Source organism: Streptococcus mitis, from assembly GCF_002860865.1.
GTDB lineage: Bacteria > Bacillota > Bacilli > Lactobacillales > Streptococcaceae > Streptococcus > Streptococcus mitis_AT.
This window is the reverse complement of sequence record NZ_PKIE01000002.1, coordinates 162,673-179,633: the sequence shown is the minus strand read 5'-3', so window position 1 is coordinate 179,633 and position 16,961 is coordinate 162,673. Positions and strand designations below refer to the sequence as shown.

The window sequence follows — 16,961 nt, the reverse complement described above, 5'->3', positions numbered from 1 at the left end:
TTTTATTTCAGACGATCCATCGTGAACACTTCATCAGCCATCTCCCAAATTGCCGGATTATGTGTTGCGATAATGATTAGCCTATTATCATCTCGAAGAGATAGCAAAATCTCCATAATCAACTGAGAGGTTGCTGGGTCTATTGAAGCTGTTGGCTCATCTGCCAGAATAAAGGGTGGATTCTTTAAGATAATTTTTGCCAAGGCAACCCGTTGCGATTCTCCGCCCGATAACTCAAAGATGCGCTTATCTAGGTCAAGATAAGTCAGGCCGACCTGTTCTAAAGCCTGCTTCTGCCTCAACCGCTGTTCCGACCGACTCAACTTTTGACCAATGAGACCTAGCTTAAGGTTTTCTTCAATACTTTGGTTTTCAATTAAGCCAAAGTTCTGGAAGAGGTAGCCCAATTCGTGACGGAAAAAATCACTCGATTTATAATTGGCCAAGTCTTTACCTCGGTAAAAAATCGTCCCATCATAAGATTCTAATTTCCCAATCATGTTCATCAAGGTTGTTTTTCCGCTACCACTTGAACCAATTAAGGCATAGACTTTTCCAGCCTCAAATGTCATTGAAAGATTCGAAAATAACTCTCGTTCTCCAAAAGATTTACTCACCTGTTTAAGTTCAATCATATTAACCTCCCTTCAAAACAAGCATGGACATCTTGTTTTCTTTCCGCATTTGGACATGTAACTGTAAAAGAGATAGACCAGTAAAGAGTAACGAGACTAAGAAAGCAACTACTATCTCTACCATAAGAAATACACTCGCAACAAATCCCAGTAAAAACACACCCAGTTGAGCAAAGAGATAAGTGCGATGGATTTCTAAGAACCTGAGACCTGCAATGCGTTTGATAAAAATGGCACGTCTAAATTCTTCAAAGTAGAGCCTATTCATAGTGTTAAACAACAAGATTGAAGTTGCAATCCCAAGCACAGCTCCTGCTAGCATTACCCAACGTTCCCTCTGGATATTATCCAATAATGTGATGTAGTTGTGGTAACCTGTTTGCATTTCTGAGACCCAATTTTCAATGCCTTGTCTCTGGATAAGCTCCTGGGCATCAGACAATTGATTAAAGAGAACGTAGTTTTGTACTGCGTCTACCCAAAACAAAACGGACTGTGGACCAGTTGATTGGGGTGTTATAACAATGATGATTGGATCTTTCAAAAACTGCTGGTAAGAAATAGGGGTCGTATTATACACAAAACGATCCTGACCTGATTCCAAATAACCTACCGTAGCAGTCATTTGCTGTCGTTCATTTCGACTAGACATGCGACTGGTTAAGTCGTCTTCAAAAACAGATTTATAATGTTCTTCCTCTGAACGGAGGTGTTCAGGCAGCAATAAGACAAACTCCCCTACATCAAGGTGATTCATCTTTTGCTCAATAGTTGTATCTACAGGAATGTTTTGACGCTCCAAGTATTGCGGTGTGACGATAAGGACATTGCCATTCGGGCTGTAATCGTGCCATTCTGTAGAGGTTGTCAAGTTTTTGGAGGAAGCCATGCCATTTTGCAAAGAACGGTCAATTAACTGGTGTCTAGATAAGAAAGCCTTTTTTTCTGAAACAGCCAAATCCATCAATTGATACCAAGTTCTGAGTTTCCTTTGAGCTTGTTCATCAAAACCAGGACCCGCTCCTTCACGGCTGAATGATAGGGTAATCAGTTGCCTTTCCTGGCTCCAAGCCTCTTGTCCAATCCGATGCTGTTGCCAGGCTTGGGAATACTTTAAGCTACTCCCTATTCCCAGCGTTACAATAATAATCGCTAATAGTTGACCGATTAAAATCAAACTAATGATTCCTCTGACAGGCACTTGCCCTTTTATAATCTGCATCAGGTGTATCTTTTTTATCCCAACTGCGAAGAGTTGAGCGAAAAACAGGGAGATCGACAACAAGATGAGATTATAACTGAGCAAGCCTTCTCCTATGGTCATTAGGGATTGCGTTGGAAGCGACAGAATTTTTTGCATAAGAATGGCGAGCACGCCAGCTAAACTGAAACCAACAGCTATCCCTTTCAAATCCTCACCAACTGGTCTAAGGAAAATGGACCACCGTTTCTCTCCTGAAATGAGGCGAACGCCCGACGACCGTAATTGGCTAATTTGACTAATTAAAGTCAGTGCTCAAAAGGTTAAGATGAAAATCAATAAACTGATTAACTGAAATCCGTTACTAAAGATAGCCATTAACGTAGATAGTTTAGATGGAATTATCAGGTGCATGTTAGTCAAGCCAAGTTGACTTAGCTCCTCCCTTAGCAAGTGAATATCAAGGTTTCCATCGAATACAAAATAGTTTGTTTCAACACTACTACTTTGAGCATCTTCTAGATTTTTTTCCTGTAGCCCATCAGGCAACTTTCCGTTCCCAAAGGTCGTATAAGAAAACACTGGAGTACCTTCTGAGTTAAGATCCTGGTGTTGAATCGCAATAAAGCTATCCGTTTCTTCTGCTAGTTTTTCCAAGCGTGTAGCAACATGCTGAAAAGTTGTTTCAGGGGAAGAATCACGTACAACAACGTTGGGGTAATAATTGGAGACATATGTATCAGTCCAAATGGTAAATACCCAAACAAAGAACAAACTAGCAAGCAGGTTGGATATGAGTATAAATAATTTTTTCATAGTGCATTCCTTATTCTAAAATAGAGGACAGAAATACCCATGCCCTCTATAAACTAACAAGCTTACTAAACTATTGATAAAAGAATCTTCTTCAATTATTCTTTACCATCCCGCATCAAATGTAATTTGCTCCCCAATTATTTGGATCATGATAGCCTCCATAGGTCCACTCGCCACCACGGTGAGAAGCTACCAAAACAGGAAGAGCCAAACTAAATGCCAAAACGGCAAGGGATGATGCAACTACATATTTTAATTAGAAATCTCAGTCTGAATTATAGTATCCTATTTTTTCCTCCTTTCTAACTGCACGTTCCTTTCTACAGACAGAGACCTAATTTTATAAACCAATCTTAAATACTTTAGATTTTGTAACTCATAATTTTCAACAGTTGGTTAGCTATGAAAGCATTTTATCAAACATCTCCATTCTTATATCTATCTGGTATTGTTACAAGCTCTCATCAGAATACCTTTCTCTAAATAGTTGAATTTTAAAGTAATACGAAATCAATCAGCCTTCCCAACATCAAAACCATTGGACTTCTTTTGTGATTGGACTCGAATCTCCAATTGTTTATTCTTCTGAATAAACTGTTGGTAAGGAATTGTATTACTAAACATAAAAACACCTAGTAATGCAAATATAGCTAATTTTTGAATTCCACAATTTTTCTTCATTCGTGAAACCCTTTTCTTTTTCATTATCATTATTTTAACAGATATATTTTATTTAGCCAAGCATTTTTATGTAATTTTTGACTTTTTTTACAGTTTATTACCATAAGGAATTATTTATTCCTTTAACTTGCTATTTTGAACTAAAAACTTTATAATGAAATTAAGCAAATAGGAAGGTTTATTATCTTTAATGAATACACTCGCAGAGAAATTCAGATTGAAAAGAAAAGAGTTGAGACTCTCCCAACAAACTCTTGCAGAAGGAATTTGTGAACAAAGCCAGATTAGTAAAATTGAAAGAGGTCATTTTATTCCCTCCGCAGACTTGTTATTCAAACTCTCTCAACGACTTGAAGTGCCATTAGATTATTTTTTTAATGAACAAATTGAAATTAAATCTAACCTCTCTAATTTCAAGCAATTATCTGCTCGACTATTAGATGACAGAAATTATGACGATTTGGAATATATTTATAGAATAGAGATTGAACGAAGTACTTTTCTAACACTAGAAGACCGAACTTACCTTGAATGGATTAAAGCTATTATTGACTTCTATCAATATGACAGTAAGTGTGAGGCTATTTCTTCATTGGAAAATATATTATTAAAAGTCTCCTCAAATACTCTGATTTATTTAAAGGCATTGAATACTCTATCTAATTTCTATTCCTTAGTGGGTCGTGAACAAGAATATGAGGCAAACTACTTTCATTTAATGGAGTTATATCAGACAAAAAATTTTGAGCATCAAGAGTTTTTATTTGGCTACATCAGAGTTCGTTACAACTACGCTCACTACCTAGTATCAAAGGAAAAATATAACGAAGCCATCCAAGAAGCTCTTGAGACGATTGAACTCTGTAAACAAAGACAGACAAGCTACCAACTGGCTCCCCTACTTATTCTTGTAGGAAATGCTGGAGCCAAATTTCTAGACAAAGAACAAGTCAAAAATTATTATATAGAAGCAAGAGAGTTATGTAAGATTTATAACAATCCTTTAATGTTGATGAAGATAGAAAATTATTTGAAGGAATTAGATACTGTTTAGTTAATCTTGACATTATAGTTTTTCTGAAACGTTAAATAACCTGTAAGGCTGATAGTGAAATTAATACTATCAGCCTTATTTTTATTGAGTATTAGCCTCTGGTGTTTGTTTAGCGTCTAAAAGAGACATTTGAGAAGATTAGAAACAGTTATTCTTTTTCTCCTAGTATAATGATTGGTAGGAAGGGAGAGAAAAGATGAAATCAATGAGAATCTTATTTTTGTTAGCCTTAATTCAAATCAGTTTGAGTAGCTGTTTCCTATGGAAAGAGTGCATCTTGTCCTTTAAACAAAGTACAGGTTTTTTCATCGGAAGTATGGTCTTCGTTTCAGGAATCTGTGCTGGAGTAAATTATCTTTATACCCGTAAGCAAGAAGTCCATAGTGTCCTAGCCAGTAAGAAGTCGGTGAAGCTTTTTTACAGTATGTTACTCTTAATTAATTTGTTAGGAGCTGTTCTTGTTTTGTCAGACAACTTGTTCATCAAAAATACGTTGCAGCAAGAATTAGTCGACTTTTTATTGCCATCCTTTTTCTTTCTATTTGGGCTAGATTTGCTGATTTTTTTACCCTTGAAAAAATACATGCGCGATTTTCTTGTCCTGCTAGACAGAAAAAAGACAGTTTTGGTGACTATTTTAGCAACACTTCTCTTCTTAAGAAATCCAATGACCATTGTCTCTCTTTTGATTTATATTGGACTGGGTTTGTTTTTTGCAGCCTATCTTGTCCCAAATTCGGTCAAGAAGGAAGTTTCCTTTTATGGTCATATTTTCCGAGATCTTGTATTGGTCATTGCTATGCTCATTTTCTTTTAGAGAAAGCTTGTTTTTATGGATGTTATGATGGTAAGTTTAGCAGGAAAATAGACACAAAAGAAAAGTTTTTGGTATAATAAGAGTATGTACACAAAAAATGAAGAAGAGCTGCAAGCCTTAGGGGAGTGTTTGGGCCATTTATTAGAAAAGAATGATGTTTTAATCTTAACTGGAGAACTGGGTGCAGGTAAAACGACCTTTACTAAAGGACTTGCTAAAGGTTTACAGATTTCTCAAATGATTAAAAGTCCAACCTATACTATCGTAAGAGAGTATGAAGGCAGACTGCCACTTTATCACCTAGATGTTTATCGTATTGAAGGGGATGCTGATTCTATTGATTTAGATGAATTTCTCTTTGGTGGCGGGGTGACTGTTATCGAGTGGGGAAATCTCTTAGGAGATGCCTTGCCAGATACTTATTTAGAGTTGGAAATTCTAAAAGAAGAAGACGGTCGCAGATTACATTTCCAAGCAAAGGGTTTGCGTGCAGAAAAGCTTTTAGAGGAGCTTCAACATGGAGTATGAATTGCTCATTAGGGAAGCAGAGCCTAAAGATGCAGCTGAATTAGTGGCCTTTTTAAATCGTGTAAGTTTGGAGACAGATTTTACCAGCCTAGACAGAGATGGTATTCTCTTGACCAGTGAGGAGATGGAAATATTTCTCAACAAGCAAGCTAGTTCGGACAATCAGATAACCTTACTTGCATTCTTAAATGATAAAATTGCTGGTATTGTAAATATTACAGCTGACCAGCGTAAGAGAGTCCGTCATATTGGAGATCTCTTCATTGTGATTGGAAAAAGATATTGGAATAATGGATTGGGAAGTTTGTTGTTAGAAGAAGCGATAGAGTGGGCACAAGCAAGTGGCATTCTGCGTCGTCTCCAGCTGACTGTCCAAACTCGTAATCAAGCAGCAGTCCATCTTTATCAAAAGCATGGCTTTGTAATTGAAGGTCGCCAAGAGCGTGGAGCATATATAGAAGAAGGGAAATTTATCGATGTTTACTTGATGGGTAAACTGATAGATTAGTAGAAATATGGTTAAAAAAATTATTGGAATGGTATTAGCTTTTCTAGCTGTGACAGTTTTGGGTGTCGGTGTTTTTGCTTATACTATTTATCAGCAAGGCACACAAACCTTATCAAAGACCTATAAAAAAATAGGGGAAGAAACCAAGGTTATTGAAGCAACAGAGCCTTTGACCATTCTGTTAATGGGGGTTGATACTGGGAATGTAGAGCGTACAGATCAATGGGCTGGAAATAGTGACAGTATGATTTTGCTGACTGTCAATCCTCACACAAAGAAAACGACGATGATGAGTTTGGAACGTGATATCCTGACTAAAATTCAACATAAAGATGGTAGTATTGAAGAAGCGAAGCTAAACGCTGCCTATGCTGGTGGTGGTGCAGAACTTGCGATAGAAACAATTCAAAAGATGATGAACCTTCATATTGATCGCTACATTATGGTCAACATGCAAGGCTTGCAACAATTGGTCGATGCAGTGGGAGGTATTACGGTTAATAATACACTAGGTTTCCCAATCTCTATCAGTGACCAAGAAGAATTTAACACCATTTCTATCGGTGTTGGAGAGCAGACAATAAATGGAGAAGAAGCACTTGTTTATTCACGCATGCGTTATCAAGACCCAGAAGGAGACTACGGACGTCAGAAGCGTCAGCGTGAAGTCATTCAAAAAGTTATTGAAAAAGTTCTTAGTTTAAATAGTGTCAGTCACTATCAGTCTATCTTAAAAGCCCTAAGTACTAATATGCAGACTAATATCGATTTATCTGCAAAAAGTATTCCAAGCTTATTGGGCTACAAAGATTCATTTAACACCATTGAAACACAACAGTTGAAGGGTGAAGGGGAGATGCTACAAGGCGTTTCTTATCAAATTGTTACAAGAAACCACATGTTGGAAATGCAGAATCTTTTGAGACGTTCTTTGGGACAAGAAGAAGTTACTCAGCTTGAAACAAATGTTGTCTTATTTGAAGATTTATTTGGACGAACACCTGTTGGTGACGAAGACAATTAACTTTCTTACTATAAATAAAAAAATCAATCGTGGGAAATTTCCTGCGATTTTTTCAAAAAAATACGAATAGATAGGTAGGAGGAAACATGAAAGCAGAAATCATTGCTGTTGGAACAGAGATTTTGACAGGACAGATTGTCAACACTAATGCCCAGTTTTTATCGGAAAAATTAGCAGAGATTGGGGTAGATGTATATTTTCAGACGGCTGTAGGAGACAACGAAGCCCGTCTCTTATCCCTGCTTGAGATTGCTAGTCAACGTAGCAGTCTGGTGATTTTGACAGGTGGTTTGGGGCCAACTGAGGACGATTTGACCAAACAAACTCTGGCTAAATTTTTAGGGAAAGAATTAGTTTTTGATCCTCAGGCGCAGGCGAAATTGGATGTATTTTTTGCACAGAGACCGGACTATGCCCGAACACCGAATAACGAAAGACAAGCTCAACTTGTAGAAGGAGCGACTCCGCTGCCCAACGAAACAGGACTGGCTGTGGGAGGCATTTTGGAAGTCAATGGAGTGACCTACGTCGTCCTTCCGGGTCCACCAAGTGAATTAAAACCCATGGTTTTAAACCAACTTTTACCCAAGTTGATGACAGGGAGCAAGCTGTATTCCCGAATTCTTCGTTTCTTTGGAATTGGCGAAAGTCAGTTGGTGACGATTTTGGCTGATTTGATTGATAATCAAACCAATCCTACCTTGGCACCTTATGCAAAGACAGGGGAGGTAACTCTACGTCTGTCAATAAAGGCTAGCAGTCAAGAAGAGGCGAATCAAGTGCTGGATATCTTGGAAAATCAAATCTTGGACCACCAGACTTTTGAAGGACTTTCTTTACGAGAGCTTTGTTATGGTTATGGGGAAGAAACTAGTTTAGCCAGCATTGTGGTAGAAGAACTGAAAAGGCAAGGAAAAACCATCACGGCTGCAGAGAGTTTGACGGCAGGTCTTTTCCAAGCTACCGTGGCGGATTTTTCGGGTGTTTCCAGTATATTTAAGGGTGGTTTTGTGACCTATAGCTTGGAGGAAAAATCAAAGATGTTGGATATTCCTGCTAAGGATTTGGAAGAACATGGTGTAGTGTCTGAATTTACCGCTCAGAAGATGGCTGAGCAGGCACGAATCAAGACCCAGTCTGATTTTGGCATTAGTTTGACTGGAGTTGCAGGACCAGACAGCCTAGAAGGGCATCCAGCTGGGACAGTCTTCATAGGCTTGGCTCAAAAGCAAGGAACTGAGGTCATCAAGGTCAATATCGGAGGTAGAAGTCGAGCAGATGTACGTCATATTGCGGTTATGCATGCCTTTAACCTAGTTCGCAAGGCTTTATTAAGTGACTAACTTTTGATATAATAGTAGATAGGTCTAAGGACCATTAGAATGTAGGAGAATAGAATGGCGAAAAAACCAAAAAAATTAGATGAAATTTCAAAAAAATTCGGGGCTGAACGTGAAAAAGCCTTGAATGACGCTCTTAAATTGATTGAGAAAGACTTTGGTAAGGGTTCAATCATGCGTTTAGGTGAACGTGCAGAGCAAAAGGTTCAAGTGATGAGCTCCGGTTCCTTGGCTCTTGACATTGCCCTTGGTTCAGGTGGTTATCCTAAGGGACGTATCATCGAAATCTACGGACCAGAGTCATCTGGTAAGACAACGGTTGCCCTTCATGCAGTTGCGCAAGCACAAAAAGAAGGTGGTATTGCTGCCTTTATCGATGCAGAACATGCCCTTGATCCAGCTTATGCTGCGGCCCTTGGTGTCAACATTGACGAATTGCTCTTGTCTCAACCAGACTCAGGAGAGCAAGGTCTTGAGATTGCAGGAAAATTGATTGACTCAGGTGCTGTAGATCTTGTCGTAGTCGACTCAGTTGCGGCCCTTGTACCACGTGCGGAAATTGATGGAGATATCGGAGATAGCCACGTTGGTTTGCAGGCTCGTATGATGAGCCAGGCCATGCGTAAACTTGGTGCTTCTATCAATAAAACCAAAACAATTGCCATCTTTATCAACCAATTACGTGAAAAAGTTGGGGTCATGTTTGGAAATCCAGAAACAACTCCTGGTGGACGTGCTCTGAAATTCTACGCATCAGTCCGTTTGGATGTTCGTGGAAGCACACAGATCAAGGGAACTGGTGACCAAAAAGATACCAATGTCGGTAAAGAAACCAAGATCAAGGTCGTGAAAAACAAGGTAGCTCCACCATTTAAGGAAGCCTTCGTTGAAATCATGTACGGAGAAGGGATTTCTAAGACTGGTGAACTCTTGAAAATCGCAAGCGATTTGGACATCATCAAAAAAGCAGGAGCTTGGTACTCTTACAAGGATGAGAAAATCGGGCAAGGTTCTGAAAATGCTAAGAAATACTTGGCAGATAACCCAGAAGTCTTTGATGAGATTGACCATCAAGTCCGTGTTCAATTTGGTTTGATTGATGGAGAAGAAGTTGCTGAAACTAAAAAAGATGAGGCGGTCCAAGCAGACTCTGTGAATGAAGAAGTAACTCTTGACCTAGGCGATGAGCTTGAAATCGAAATTGAAGAATAAGCTGTCAAAGTAGTGGAGAAATCCACTGCTTTTTCGTTGCTTTGCTCTGGTTCTCAGCTCACGCATAGTTTGCTGTTTCTTGTCGCTCCTCTAGAAAGCTGATATAATAGCCTTATGAATAAAAAACGAACAGTGGACCTGATACATGGTCCGATTCTTCCCTCGCTCTTAAGCTTCGCCTTCCCAATCTTGCTGTCTAATATCTTTCAACAACTCTATAACACTGCTGATGTCTTGATTGTTGGACGATTTCTTGGTCAAGAATCCTTGGCTGCAGTAGGAGCGACGACAGCGATTTTTGACCTGATTGTAGGTTTTACTCTTGGTGTTGGCAATGGCATGGGAATTGTCATTGCCCGCTATTATGGAGCTCGGAATTTCACTAAAATCAAGGAAGCAGTAGCAGCCACCTGGATTTTAGGTGCTCTTTTGAGTGCTGTAGTGATGCTACTGGGTTTTCTTGGTTTATATCCTCTTTTACAGTACTTGGATACACCTGCAGAAATCCTTCCCCAGTCCTATCAATATATTTCTATGATTGTGACCTGTGTCGGTGTCAGCTTTGCCTATAATCTTTTTGCAGGCTTGTTGCGGTCCATTGGGGACAGTCTAGCAGCCCTTGGTTTTTTGATTTTTTCTGCTCTTGTCAATGTGGTTCTGGATCTCTATTTTATTACGCAACTGCATCTGGGAGTTCAATCCGCGGGACTTGCTACCATCATTTCGCAAGGCTTATCAGCGGTTCTCTGTTTTTATTATATCCGTAAGAGTGTGCCAGAACTTTTGCCCCAACTCAAGCATTTCAAATGGGACAAGGTCTTGTACGCGGATCTCTTGGAGCAAGGTTTGGCTATGGGCTTGATGAGTTCGATTGTATCTATCGGCAGTGTGATTTTACAGTCTTCTGTTAATACCTTTGGTGCAGTGATTATTAGTGCCCAGACGGCAGCTCGACGCATTATGGCCTTTGCCCTTCTTCCTATGACCGCTATTTCTGCCTCGATGACGACCTTTGCTTCTCAGAATCTAGGAGCTAAACGACCAGACCGCATTGTTCAAGGTCTTCGAATCGGCAGTGGTTTAAGTATATCCTGGGCAGTTTTTGTTTGTATCTTCCTCTTTTTTGCCAGTCCAGCATTGGTTTCCTTCTTGGCTAGTTCGACAGATGGTTACTTGATAGAAAATGGCAGTCTCTATCTGCAAATCAGCTCAGCTTTTTATCCCATTTTGAGCCTCTTGTTGATTTATCGCAATTGCTTGCAGGGCTTGGGGCAAAAAGTCTTTCCTCTGGTTTCTAGCTTTATCGAACTAATCGGGAAAATCGCTTTTGTGGTTTTGATTATACCTTGGGCAGGTTATAAGGGAGTTATCCTTTGCGAACCCTTAATCTGGGTTGCCATGACCATTCAACTGTATTTCTCACTGTTTCGTCACCCCCTGATAAAAGAAGGCAAGGTCATCTTGGCAACAAAAGTGTCATCCTAGTTGGATTTGCTGAATAAAATCCATTTCCTCTAGTGAAAATCGAAAAAACTTGTGTTATAATAAGAAAGATTAAAATGTGAAAAAAGGAGATTCCTAATGGGACGTAAATGGGCCAATATCGTAGCCAAGAAAACGGCTAAAGATGGAGCTAACTCTAAAGTATATGCAAAATTTGGTGTAGAAATCTATGTAGCAGCTAAGAAAGGTGATCCAGACCCAGAATCAAATACTGCTTTGAAATTCGTTATCGACCGTGCTAAACAAGCCCAAGTGCCAAAACACGTTATCGATAAAGCGATTGATAAAGCAAAAGGAAACACAGATGAAACCTTTACAGAAGGACGTTACGAAGGTTTTGGACCAAATGGTTCTATGCTAATCGTTGATACTTTGACTTCAAATGTCAACCGTACAGCGGCCAATGTCCGTGCAGCCTTTGGTAAAAACGGCGGAAACATGGGTGCTTCAGGTTCAGTTTCATACCTCTTTGACAACAAGGGAGTTATCGTATTTGCAGGTGAAGATGCCGATGCAGTCTTTGAGCAATTGCTTGAAGCAGATGTTGATGTGGATGATGTAGAAGCAGAAGAAGGAACAATCACTGTTTACACAGCTCCAACAGACCTTCACAAGGCTATTGTTGCCCTTCGTGAGTCAGGTGTCGAAGAATTCCAAGTGACAGAATTGGAAATGATTCCTCAGTCAGAAGTAGAATTGTCAGGGGATGACCTTGAAACCTTTGAAAAACTTTACAGCGTTCTTGAAGACGACGAAGACGTACAAAAAATCTATACAAACGTAGACGGGTTCTAATTTAACCTAGAGAACATGATCCTAAGTGATAAGCTCACTTGGGATTTTTTGAATCAAGAAAATAGTTCTCTAGGAAACTTTTTCTTGACATCTCTTTTCAAAGTGATAAAATGGTTCTCATGGAAACTTATTTAGTTCCTAGGAGAACTAAATGTGATGGTTAGAAAGGAGTTAGTATGGATAAACCGATGTTAGTCTTTAAGCGTTTTGGTCATCAGATTCACCTGATGGTGCAAAAGGAAGCCAAACGTTGTGGTATTGAATTTATGGGTGGGCCTCAAGGTCAGGTTGTTCGTTTTTTGGATAATCGTGAGAAAAACCAAGACTTGGTCTTGATTAAAGATATAGAGCAGGAACTCAATATTACCAAGTCTGTTGCTAGTAATTTGGTCAAGCGTATGGTGCAAAATGGTTTGGTGGAATTGGAGGCGAGTCCTAGCGATAAGCGGGCAAAATTTGTTCGTTTGACGGACAAAGCACGTTCTCAGATGCAAGAGGTTAAGGCCTTTTTTGAACGAATAGACAAGCAGTTGATGGAAGGCATTGATGAAGATGAATTACTGATTTTTGAGAAAGTCCTTGCTCAACTACAGGAAAATATCAAGAGAATAGGAGGAGAGAATGAAGAAATTAGCCAAACGAATTAGTAGAAAAGAATGGGGGATGATTTTACTAGCCATTCTCTTTACCTGCTTTTCGGTTTATCTAGAGTTGGAAGTGCCGACCTATATCTCTAAAATCACGGATTTGCTAGGAACTCAGGGAACCAACTTGGATGAGTTATGGCAGCCAGCAGGTATGATGGTGGGAATGTCCTTTCTTGCCTTCTTGTCCGCAGTTGCAGTTGGATTTTTTTCGTCCAGAGTGGCTGCTTCATATACTAGTAGGCTGAGAAGTGATATTTTTAACCGAGTTTTGGATTACTCGCAGACAGAGATTAAGAAATTCTCTATTCCCAGTCTCTTGACGCGTACTACCAATGACATTACTCAAGTTCAAATGTTGATTACCATGGGTTTGCAAGTGGTTACGCGTGGTCCAATTATGGCTATCTGGGCTATCGGGAAGATTTTAGGTCATTCAGAATACTGGCTCTGGGCCGTACTTGTGGCAGTGATTGTCAACGTCCTGATGACGACAGTTTTGATGACGCTAGCCTTTCCAAAACAGTCCTTGATTCAGGGGCTGACAGATAAACTGAACAGTATCACTCGTGAGAGTTTAACAGGTATTCGTGTCGTTCGCGCCTACAATGCAGAGGATTACCAAAATGAAAAATTTGCATCAGCAAATGATGAATTGACACGCTTGAATTTATTTGTCAACCGTCTTATGGCTATTTTGAACCCTATCATGATGGGGATTTCAAGTGGTTTGAGTGTGGCGATATACTGGATTGGGGCCTATGTGATTAACGACGCTGCTCCGATAGCGCGTCTGCCTCTCTTTAGTGACATGATTGTTTTCATGTCTTATGCCATGCAGGTTGTCATGGGCTTCCTTCTCATGGGAGCACTCTTCATCGTTCTTCCCCGAACTATGGTCTCTGCTAAGCGGATTAATCAAGTTTTAGATTTGTATTCTTCTATCCAAAACCCTGCTCAAGTGCAGCTGGCTGATGAAAAGCTCAAAGGTCAGGTCGAATTTAAGGATGTAATCTTCCGCTATGCGGCAAATTCGGAGGCGGTTATTGAGAATGTTAGCTTTAGAGCAGAAGCGGGTCAAACAGTGGCCTTTATTGGGTCGACAGGTTCTGGTAAATCAACTCTGGTCAATCTGATTCCACGATTCTACGATGTATCAGCAGGAGAAATTCTGGTGGACGGTGTCAATGTTCAAAACTATGACTTGGAAGATTTGCGCAACAAGGTTGGCTATATTCCTCAGAAAGCGGTTCTCTTTTCAGGTGATGTCAAGGGTAATCTAGACTTTGGACAAAGTCAAGAAACACCGCTTAGTGAGCAGGCTATGTGGCAAGCTTTGGAATTGGCCCAGTCTAAGAACTTTATCGAAGACAAGGAAGCGGGTTTAGCGTCAGAAGTGGCCCAAGGAGGAACCAACTTCTCAGGTGGTCAAAGACAGCGTCTGGCCATTGCGCGTGCCTTGGCTCGGAAGCCAGAAATCCTCATCTTTGATGACTCCTTCTCAGCCTTGGACTATAAGACAGACCGAGTTCTACGCCAAGAGTTAGCTGAAAAAACTAAGTCTATGACCAAGCTCATTGTCGCACAGCGTATCTCAACGATTATGGATGCAGATTTGATTTTGGTCTTGGATCAAGGTAAAGTCGTGGGGCAAGGCACCCACAAGGAACTTCTAGCTAATAACGAAGTTTACCAAGAAATTGCCTATTCACAACTATCGAAGGAGGAATTGGAACATGGAAAATAAGAAAATGTCTCTTTGGAAACAGAGTAAACCCTATCTTGCAGGTCTCCAGTTTGCCCTTCTGATAGCCTTTCTAGCAACAATCGTATCCAATATCATTACTGTATATGGTCCAACCCGCATCAAGGAAATGACTAATATTATTGCCAGTGGTCTAGAAACAAGTGTGGATATCGCGGCGGTTGCAGCTATTGGTGGTTTTTTGGCCGTGATTTATGTGATCGGACTTCTATCAAATTATTTACAGGCATTTCTGTTTACAACAGCCATTCAACGTTTTTCAGAGCGTTTGAGAACAGCCATTGCAGAGAAAATTAATCACCTACCATTGAGATATTTTGATGGACATTCTCAAGGAGATACCTTGTCTCGTGTAACCAATGACGTTGACACTGCAGCCCAGTCCCTTAATCAAAGTCTGGGAACAGTTCTTTCATCCACTTTACTGGTCGTGGCAGTCTTGGTAACCATGTTTGGGATGAACTGGATTTTAGCCTTGGTGACGGTTGTTTCAACCCTTATTGGATTTGCATTTGTATCCGTCTTTATGGGCAAATCACAGGGCTTTTTTAAGAGTCAGCAACAAGATTTGGCAGCTGTTAATGGCTATGTGGAGGAAATGTACTCTGGTCATAATGTGGTGACTAGTTACAATGCTATCGAGAGCACGAAAGAAGAGTTTGCGATATTAAACAATCGTCTGTATGATAGTATCTGGAAATCTCAGTTTATTTCAGGGATTATGATGCCGATTATGATGTTTATTGGGAACTTTAGCTATGCCTTGGTGATTATCGTTGGTGCAGCCTTGGCCTTAAATGGGCACATCAGTATCGGGATTATCGTTGCCTTTATGGCCTACGTTCGTATCTTTTCTCAGCCTCTTTCACAAATTGCCCAAGGGATTACTAGTCTTCAGCAGGCTAGTGCAGCCATGGGACGTGTCTTCGAATTCCTAGCTGAAGAGGAAATGGAAGACGAATCCCATAAAGAAAGACAACTGATCGATATGAAAGGTCAAGTGGTCTTTGATCGAGTTTCCTTTGGTTACACACCAGAGCGAACTATCATCCATGACTTTTCTGCGATTGCTCATGCAGGTCAAAAGGTTGCCATTGTCGGCCCGACCGGAGCTGGTAAGACAACTATTGTCAATCTTTTGATGAAGTTCTATGAGATTGATAAGGGAAGTATCCGTATCGATGGTGTAGATACCAAAGAGATGAAGCGTTCGGAAGTACACGATGTCTTTTCAATGGTCTTGCAGGATACTTGGCTCTTTGAAGGGACCATTCGCTACAATCTCATCTATAACCAAGAGGGTATTAGTGATGAGCGCGTGATCGAAGCTAGTAAGGCTGTAGGGATTCACCACTTTATTATGACCCTACCAGATGGTTACGATACCGTCTTGGATGATACAGTGACCTTGTCTGTCGGACAAAAACAACTCTTGACTATTGCTCGTGCTCTGCTCAAAGATGCGCCACTCCTAATCCTAGATGAAGCGACTTCTTCTGTTGATACCCGTACAGAGGAATTGATTCAGAAAGCTATGGATCGTTTGATGGAGGGCAGAACTTCCTTTGTCATCGCCCACCGCTTGTCTACTATCCGAAATGCTGATCTTATCCTCGTCATGAAAGATGGCAATATCATCGAGCAAGGCAATCATGAGGAGCTAATGGCGCAAGCTGGTTTCTACGCTGACCTCTACAACAGTCAATTTACAGAAGACGAAGCAGAAGAATAAATCGAAAGAAGGCTTGACGGCCTTCTTTTTCTGCACTATACTAGAAGACAAGTGCTTCCCTATAAGCAAAATTTGAATAAGTGATGAGAAAATATATGAAAAATTATCAAGAATGGTATGACCACATTGCTGCTATTGCTAAAAATAAGCCCTTTCTTCTGAGCTTGTTAAGAGCTTTCAATCGGTTCATGACGGTAGTTATGCCTATAGTTTATCTGACCTTGTTAGCAACTACCTATCTCCAAGAAGGACTTGGGAAACAGGTCTTGATCTATGTGTTTATCCCTGCGTCAGGTTTTGTGATTTTGTCCTTTCTTCGTAAGAAAATCAATGCCCCTAGGCCTTATGAAGTTTGGGAAATTGTCCCGCTACTAGACAGAGATAGTCCTGGTCAGTCTATGCCCAGTCGTCATGTCTTTTCAGCAACCATTATCTCCATGGCTTGCTTGCATGCTAGTCTAACTATGGGGATGATTTGTTTGACCTTATCAGCCTTCTTGGGGCTAGTGAGAGTCTTAGGTGGAGTGCATTTTCCAAAGGATGTAGTAGTTGGTTATGCTTGCGGACTTGTGTGGGGTGTGATTTTCTTTCTATTTTGACCTGTAAGTTAAGATGGTCTTACAACCACTTACGTGCCTAAAGTAACCACTTGCTTTTTTGCTCTTGTTTTCTTATTTTGGCTTTGATATAGTAGAGTCAGAAAGGA

15 protein-coding genes and 1 pseudogene are annotated in these 16,961 nt (G+C 40.2%); 13 read left to right on the top strand and 3 right to left on the bottom strand.

Annotated features, from left to right (window positions below; all coding sequences use genetic code 11):
- Nucleotides 1-2: 2 nt before the first annotated feature.
- From CYK18_RS05230 to CYK18_RS11075, 3 genes and pseudogenes are all read right to left on the bottom strand, one after another.
- Nucleotides 3-635: an ABC transporter ATP-binding protein gene (locus CYK18_RS05230; protein WP_101785489.1), complete on the bottom strand. Its 633-nt coding sequence runs from the start codon at nt 633-635 to the stop codon at nt 3-5.
- Nucleotide 636: 1 nt separating this feature from the next.
- A pseudogene (locus CYK18_RS05225) lies at nt 637-2,652 on the bottom strand (bacteriocin-associated integral membrane family protein).
- A 510-nt stretch (nt 2,653-3,162) separates the two neighbouring features.
- Nucleotides 3,163-3,333, bottom strand: coding sequence for a PhrA family quorum-sensing system peptide (locus CYK18_RS11075; protein ID WP_101785485.1), 171 nt, complete (start codon nt 3,331-3,333; stop codon nt 3,163-3,165).
- Nucleotides 3,334-3,523: 190 nt separating this feature from the next.
- Between CYK18_RS11075 and CYK18_RS05205 the strand changes: the two genes are divergently transcribed.
- From CYK18_RS05205 to CYK18_RS05145, 13 genes are all read left to right on the top strand, one after another.
- Complete coding sequence (locus CYK18_RS05205; protein WP_101781726.1) at nt 3,524-4,387, top strand: helix-turn-helix domain-containing protein; 864 nt, start codon at nt 3,524-3,526, stop codon at nt 4,385-4,387.
- Nucleotides 4,388-4,583: 196 nt separating this feature from the next.
- The gene (locus CYK18_RS05200) at nt 4,584-5,204 is read left to right on the top strand and encodes a hypothetical protein (protein ID WP_101781724.1); all 621 of its coding nucleotides are present in this window, start codon (nt 4,584-4,586) and stop codon (nt 5,202-5,204) included.
- Nucleotides 5,205-5,288: 84 nt separating this feature from the next.
- A complete protein-coding gene (gene tsaE, locus CYK18_RS05195; protein WP_101781721.1) occupies nt 5,289-5,732 on the top strand; it encodes a tRNA (adenosine(37)-N6)-threonylcarbamoyltransferase complex ATPase subunit type 1 TsaE in 444 nt (147 codons plus the stop codon).
- The gene (locus CYK18_RS05190) at nt 5,722-6,240 is read left to right on the top strand and encodes a GNAT family N-acetyltransferase (protein ID WP_101781719.1); all 519 of its coding nucleotides are present in this window, start codon (nt 5,722-5,724) and stop codon (nt 6,238-6,240) included. The genes tsaE and CYK18_RS05190 overlap by 11 nt, the downstream gene beginning before the upstream one ends.
- Before the next feature lie 7 nt (nt 6,241-6,247).
- On the top strand, nt 6,248-7,264 hold the full coding sequence (lytR, locus tag CYK18_RS05185) for a glycopolymer--peptidoglycan transferase LytR (protein WP_101785483.1): 1,017 nt from the start codon (nt 6,248-6,250) through the stop codon (nt 7,262-7,264).
- 86 nt (nt 7,265-7,350) lie between these two features.
- Nucleotides 7,351-8,607, top strand: a complete 1,257-nt coding sequence (locus tag CYK18_RS05180; protein WP_101785481.1) for a competence/damage-inducible protein A — start codon at nt 7,351-7,353, stop codon at nt 8,605-8,607.
- Nucleotides 8,608-8,661: 54 nt separating this feature from the next.
- Nucleotides 8,662-9,816 (top strand): recombinase RecA, encoded by a 1,155-nt coding sequence (gene recA / locus CYK18_RS05175; RefSeq protein WP_101781714.1) that lies wholly within the window; start codon nt 8,662-8,664, stop codon nt 9,814-9,816.
- Nucleotides 9,817-9,930: 114 nt separating this feature from the next.
- Complete coding sequence (locus CYK18_RS05170; RefSeq protein WP_101785479.1) at nt 9,931-11,301, top strand: MATE family efflux transporter; 1,371 nt, start codon at nt 9,931-9,933, stop codon at nt 11,299-11,301.
- Nucleotides 11,302-11,397: 96 nt separating this feature from the next.
- On the top strand, nt 11,398-12,114 hold the full coding sequence (locus CYK18_RS05165) for a YebC/PmpR family DNA-binding transcriptional regulator (RefSeq protein ID WP_049524687.1): 717 nt from the start codon (nt 11,398-11,400) through the stop codon (nt 12,112-12,114).
- A 176-nt stretch (nt 12,115-12,290) separates the two neighbouring features.
- Nucleotides 12,291-12,761 carry a MarR family winged helix-turn-helix transcriptional regulator gene (locus CYK18_RS05160; protein WP_101785477.1) on the top strand — a complete coding sequence of 157 codons (471 nt, stop codon included), beginning with the start codon at nt 12,291-12,293 and terminating at the stop codon, nt 12,759-12,761.
- On the top strand, nt 12,736-14,505 hold the full coding sequence (locus CYK18_RS05155) for an ABC transporter ATP-binding protein (protein WP_101785475.1): 1,770 nt from the start codon (nt 12,736-12,738) through the stop codon (nt 14,503-14,505). Before CYK18_RS05160 ends, CYK18_RS05155 begins: the two co-directional genes overlap by 26 nt.
- Complete coding sequence (locus CYK18_RS05150; RefSeq protein WP_101785473.1) at nt 14,495-16,255, top strand: ABC transporter ATP-binding protein; 1,761 nt, start codon at nt 14,495-14,497, stop codon at nt 16,253-16,255. Before CYK18_RS05155 ends, CYK18_RS05150 begins: the two co-directional genes overlap by 11 nt.
- 95 nt (nt 16,256-16,350) lie before the next feature.
- Nucleotides 16,351-16,854: a phosphatase PAP2 family protein gene (locus CYK18_RS05145; RefSeq protein WP_060805186.1), complete on the top strand. Its 504-nt coding sequence runs from the start codon at nt 16,351-16,353 to the stop codon at nt 16,852-16,854.
- Nucleotides 16,855-16,961: the final 107 nt, after the last annotated feature.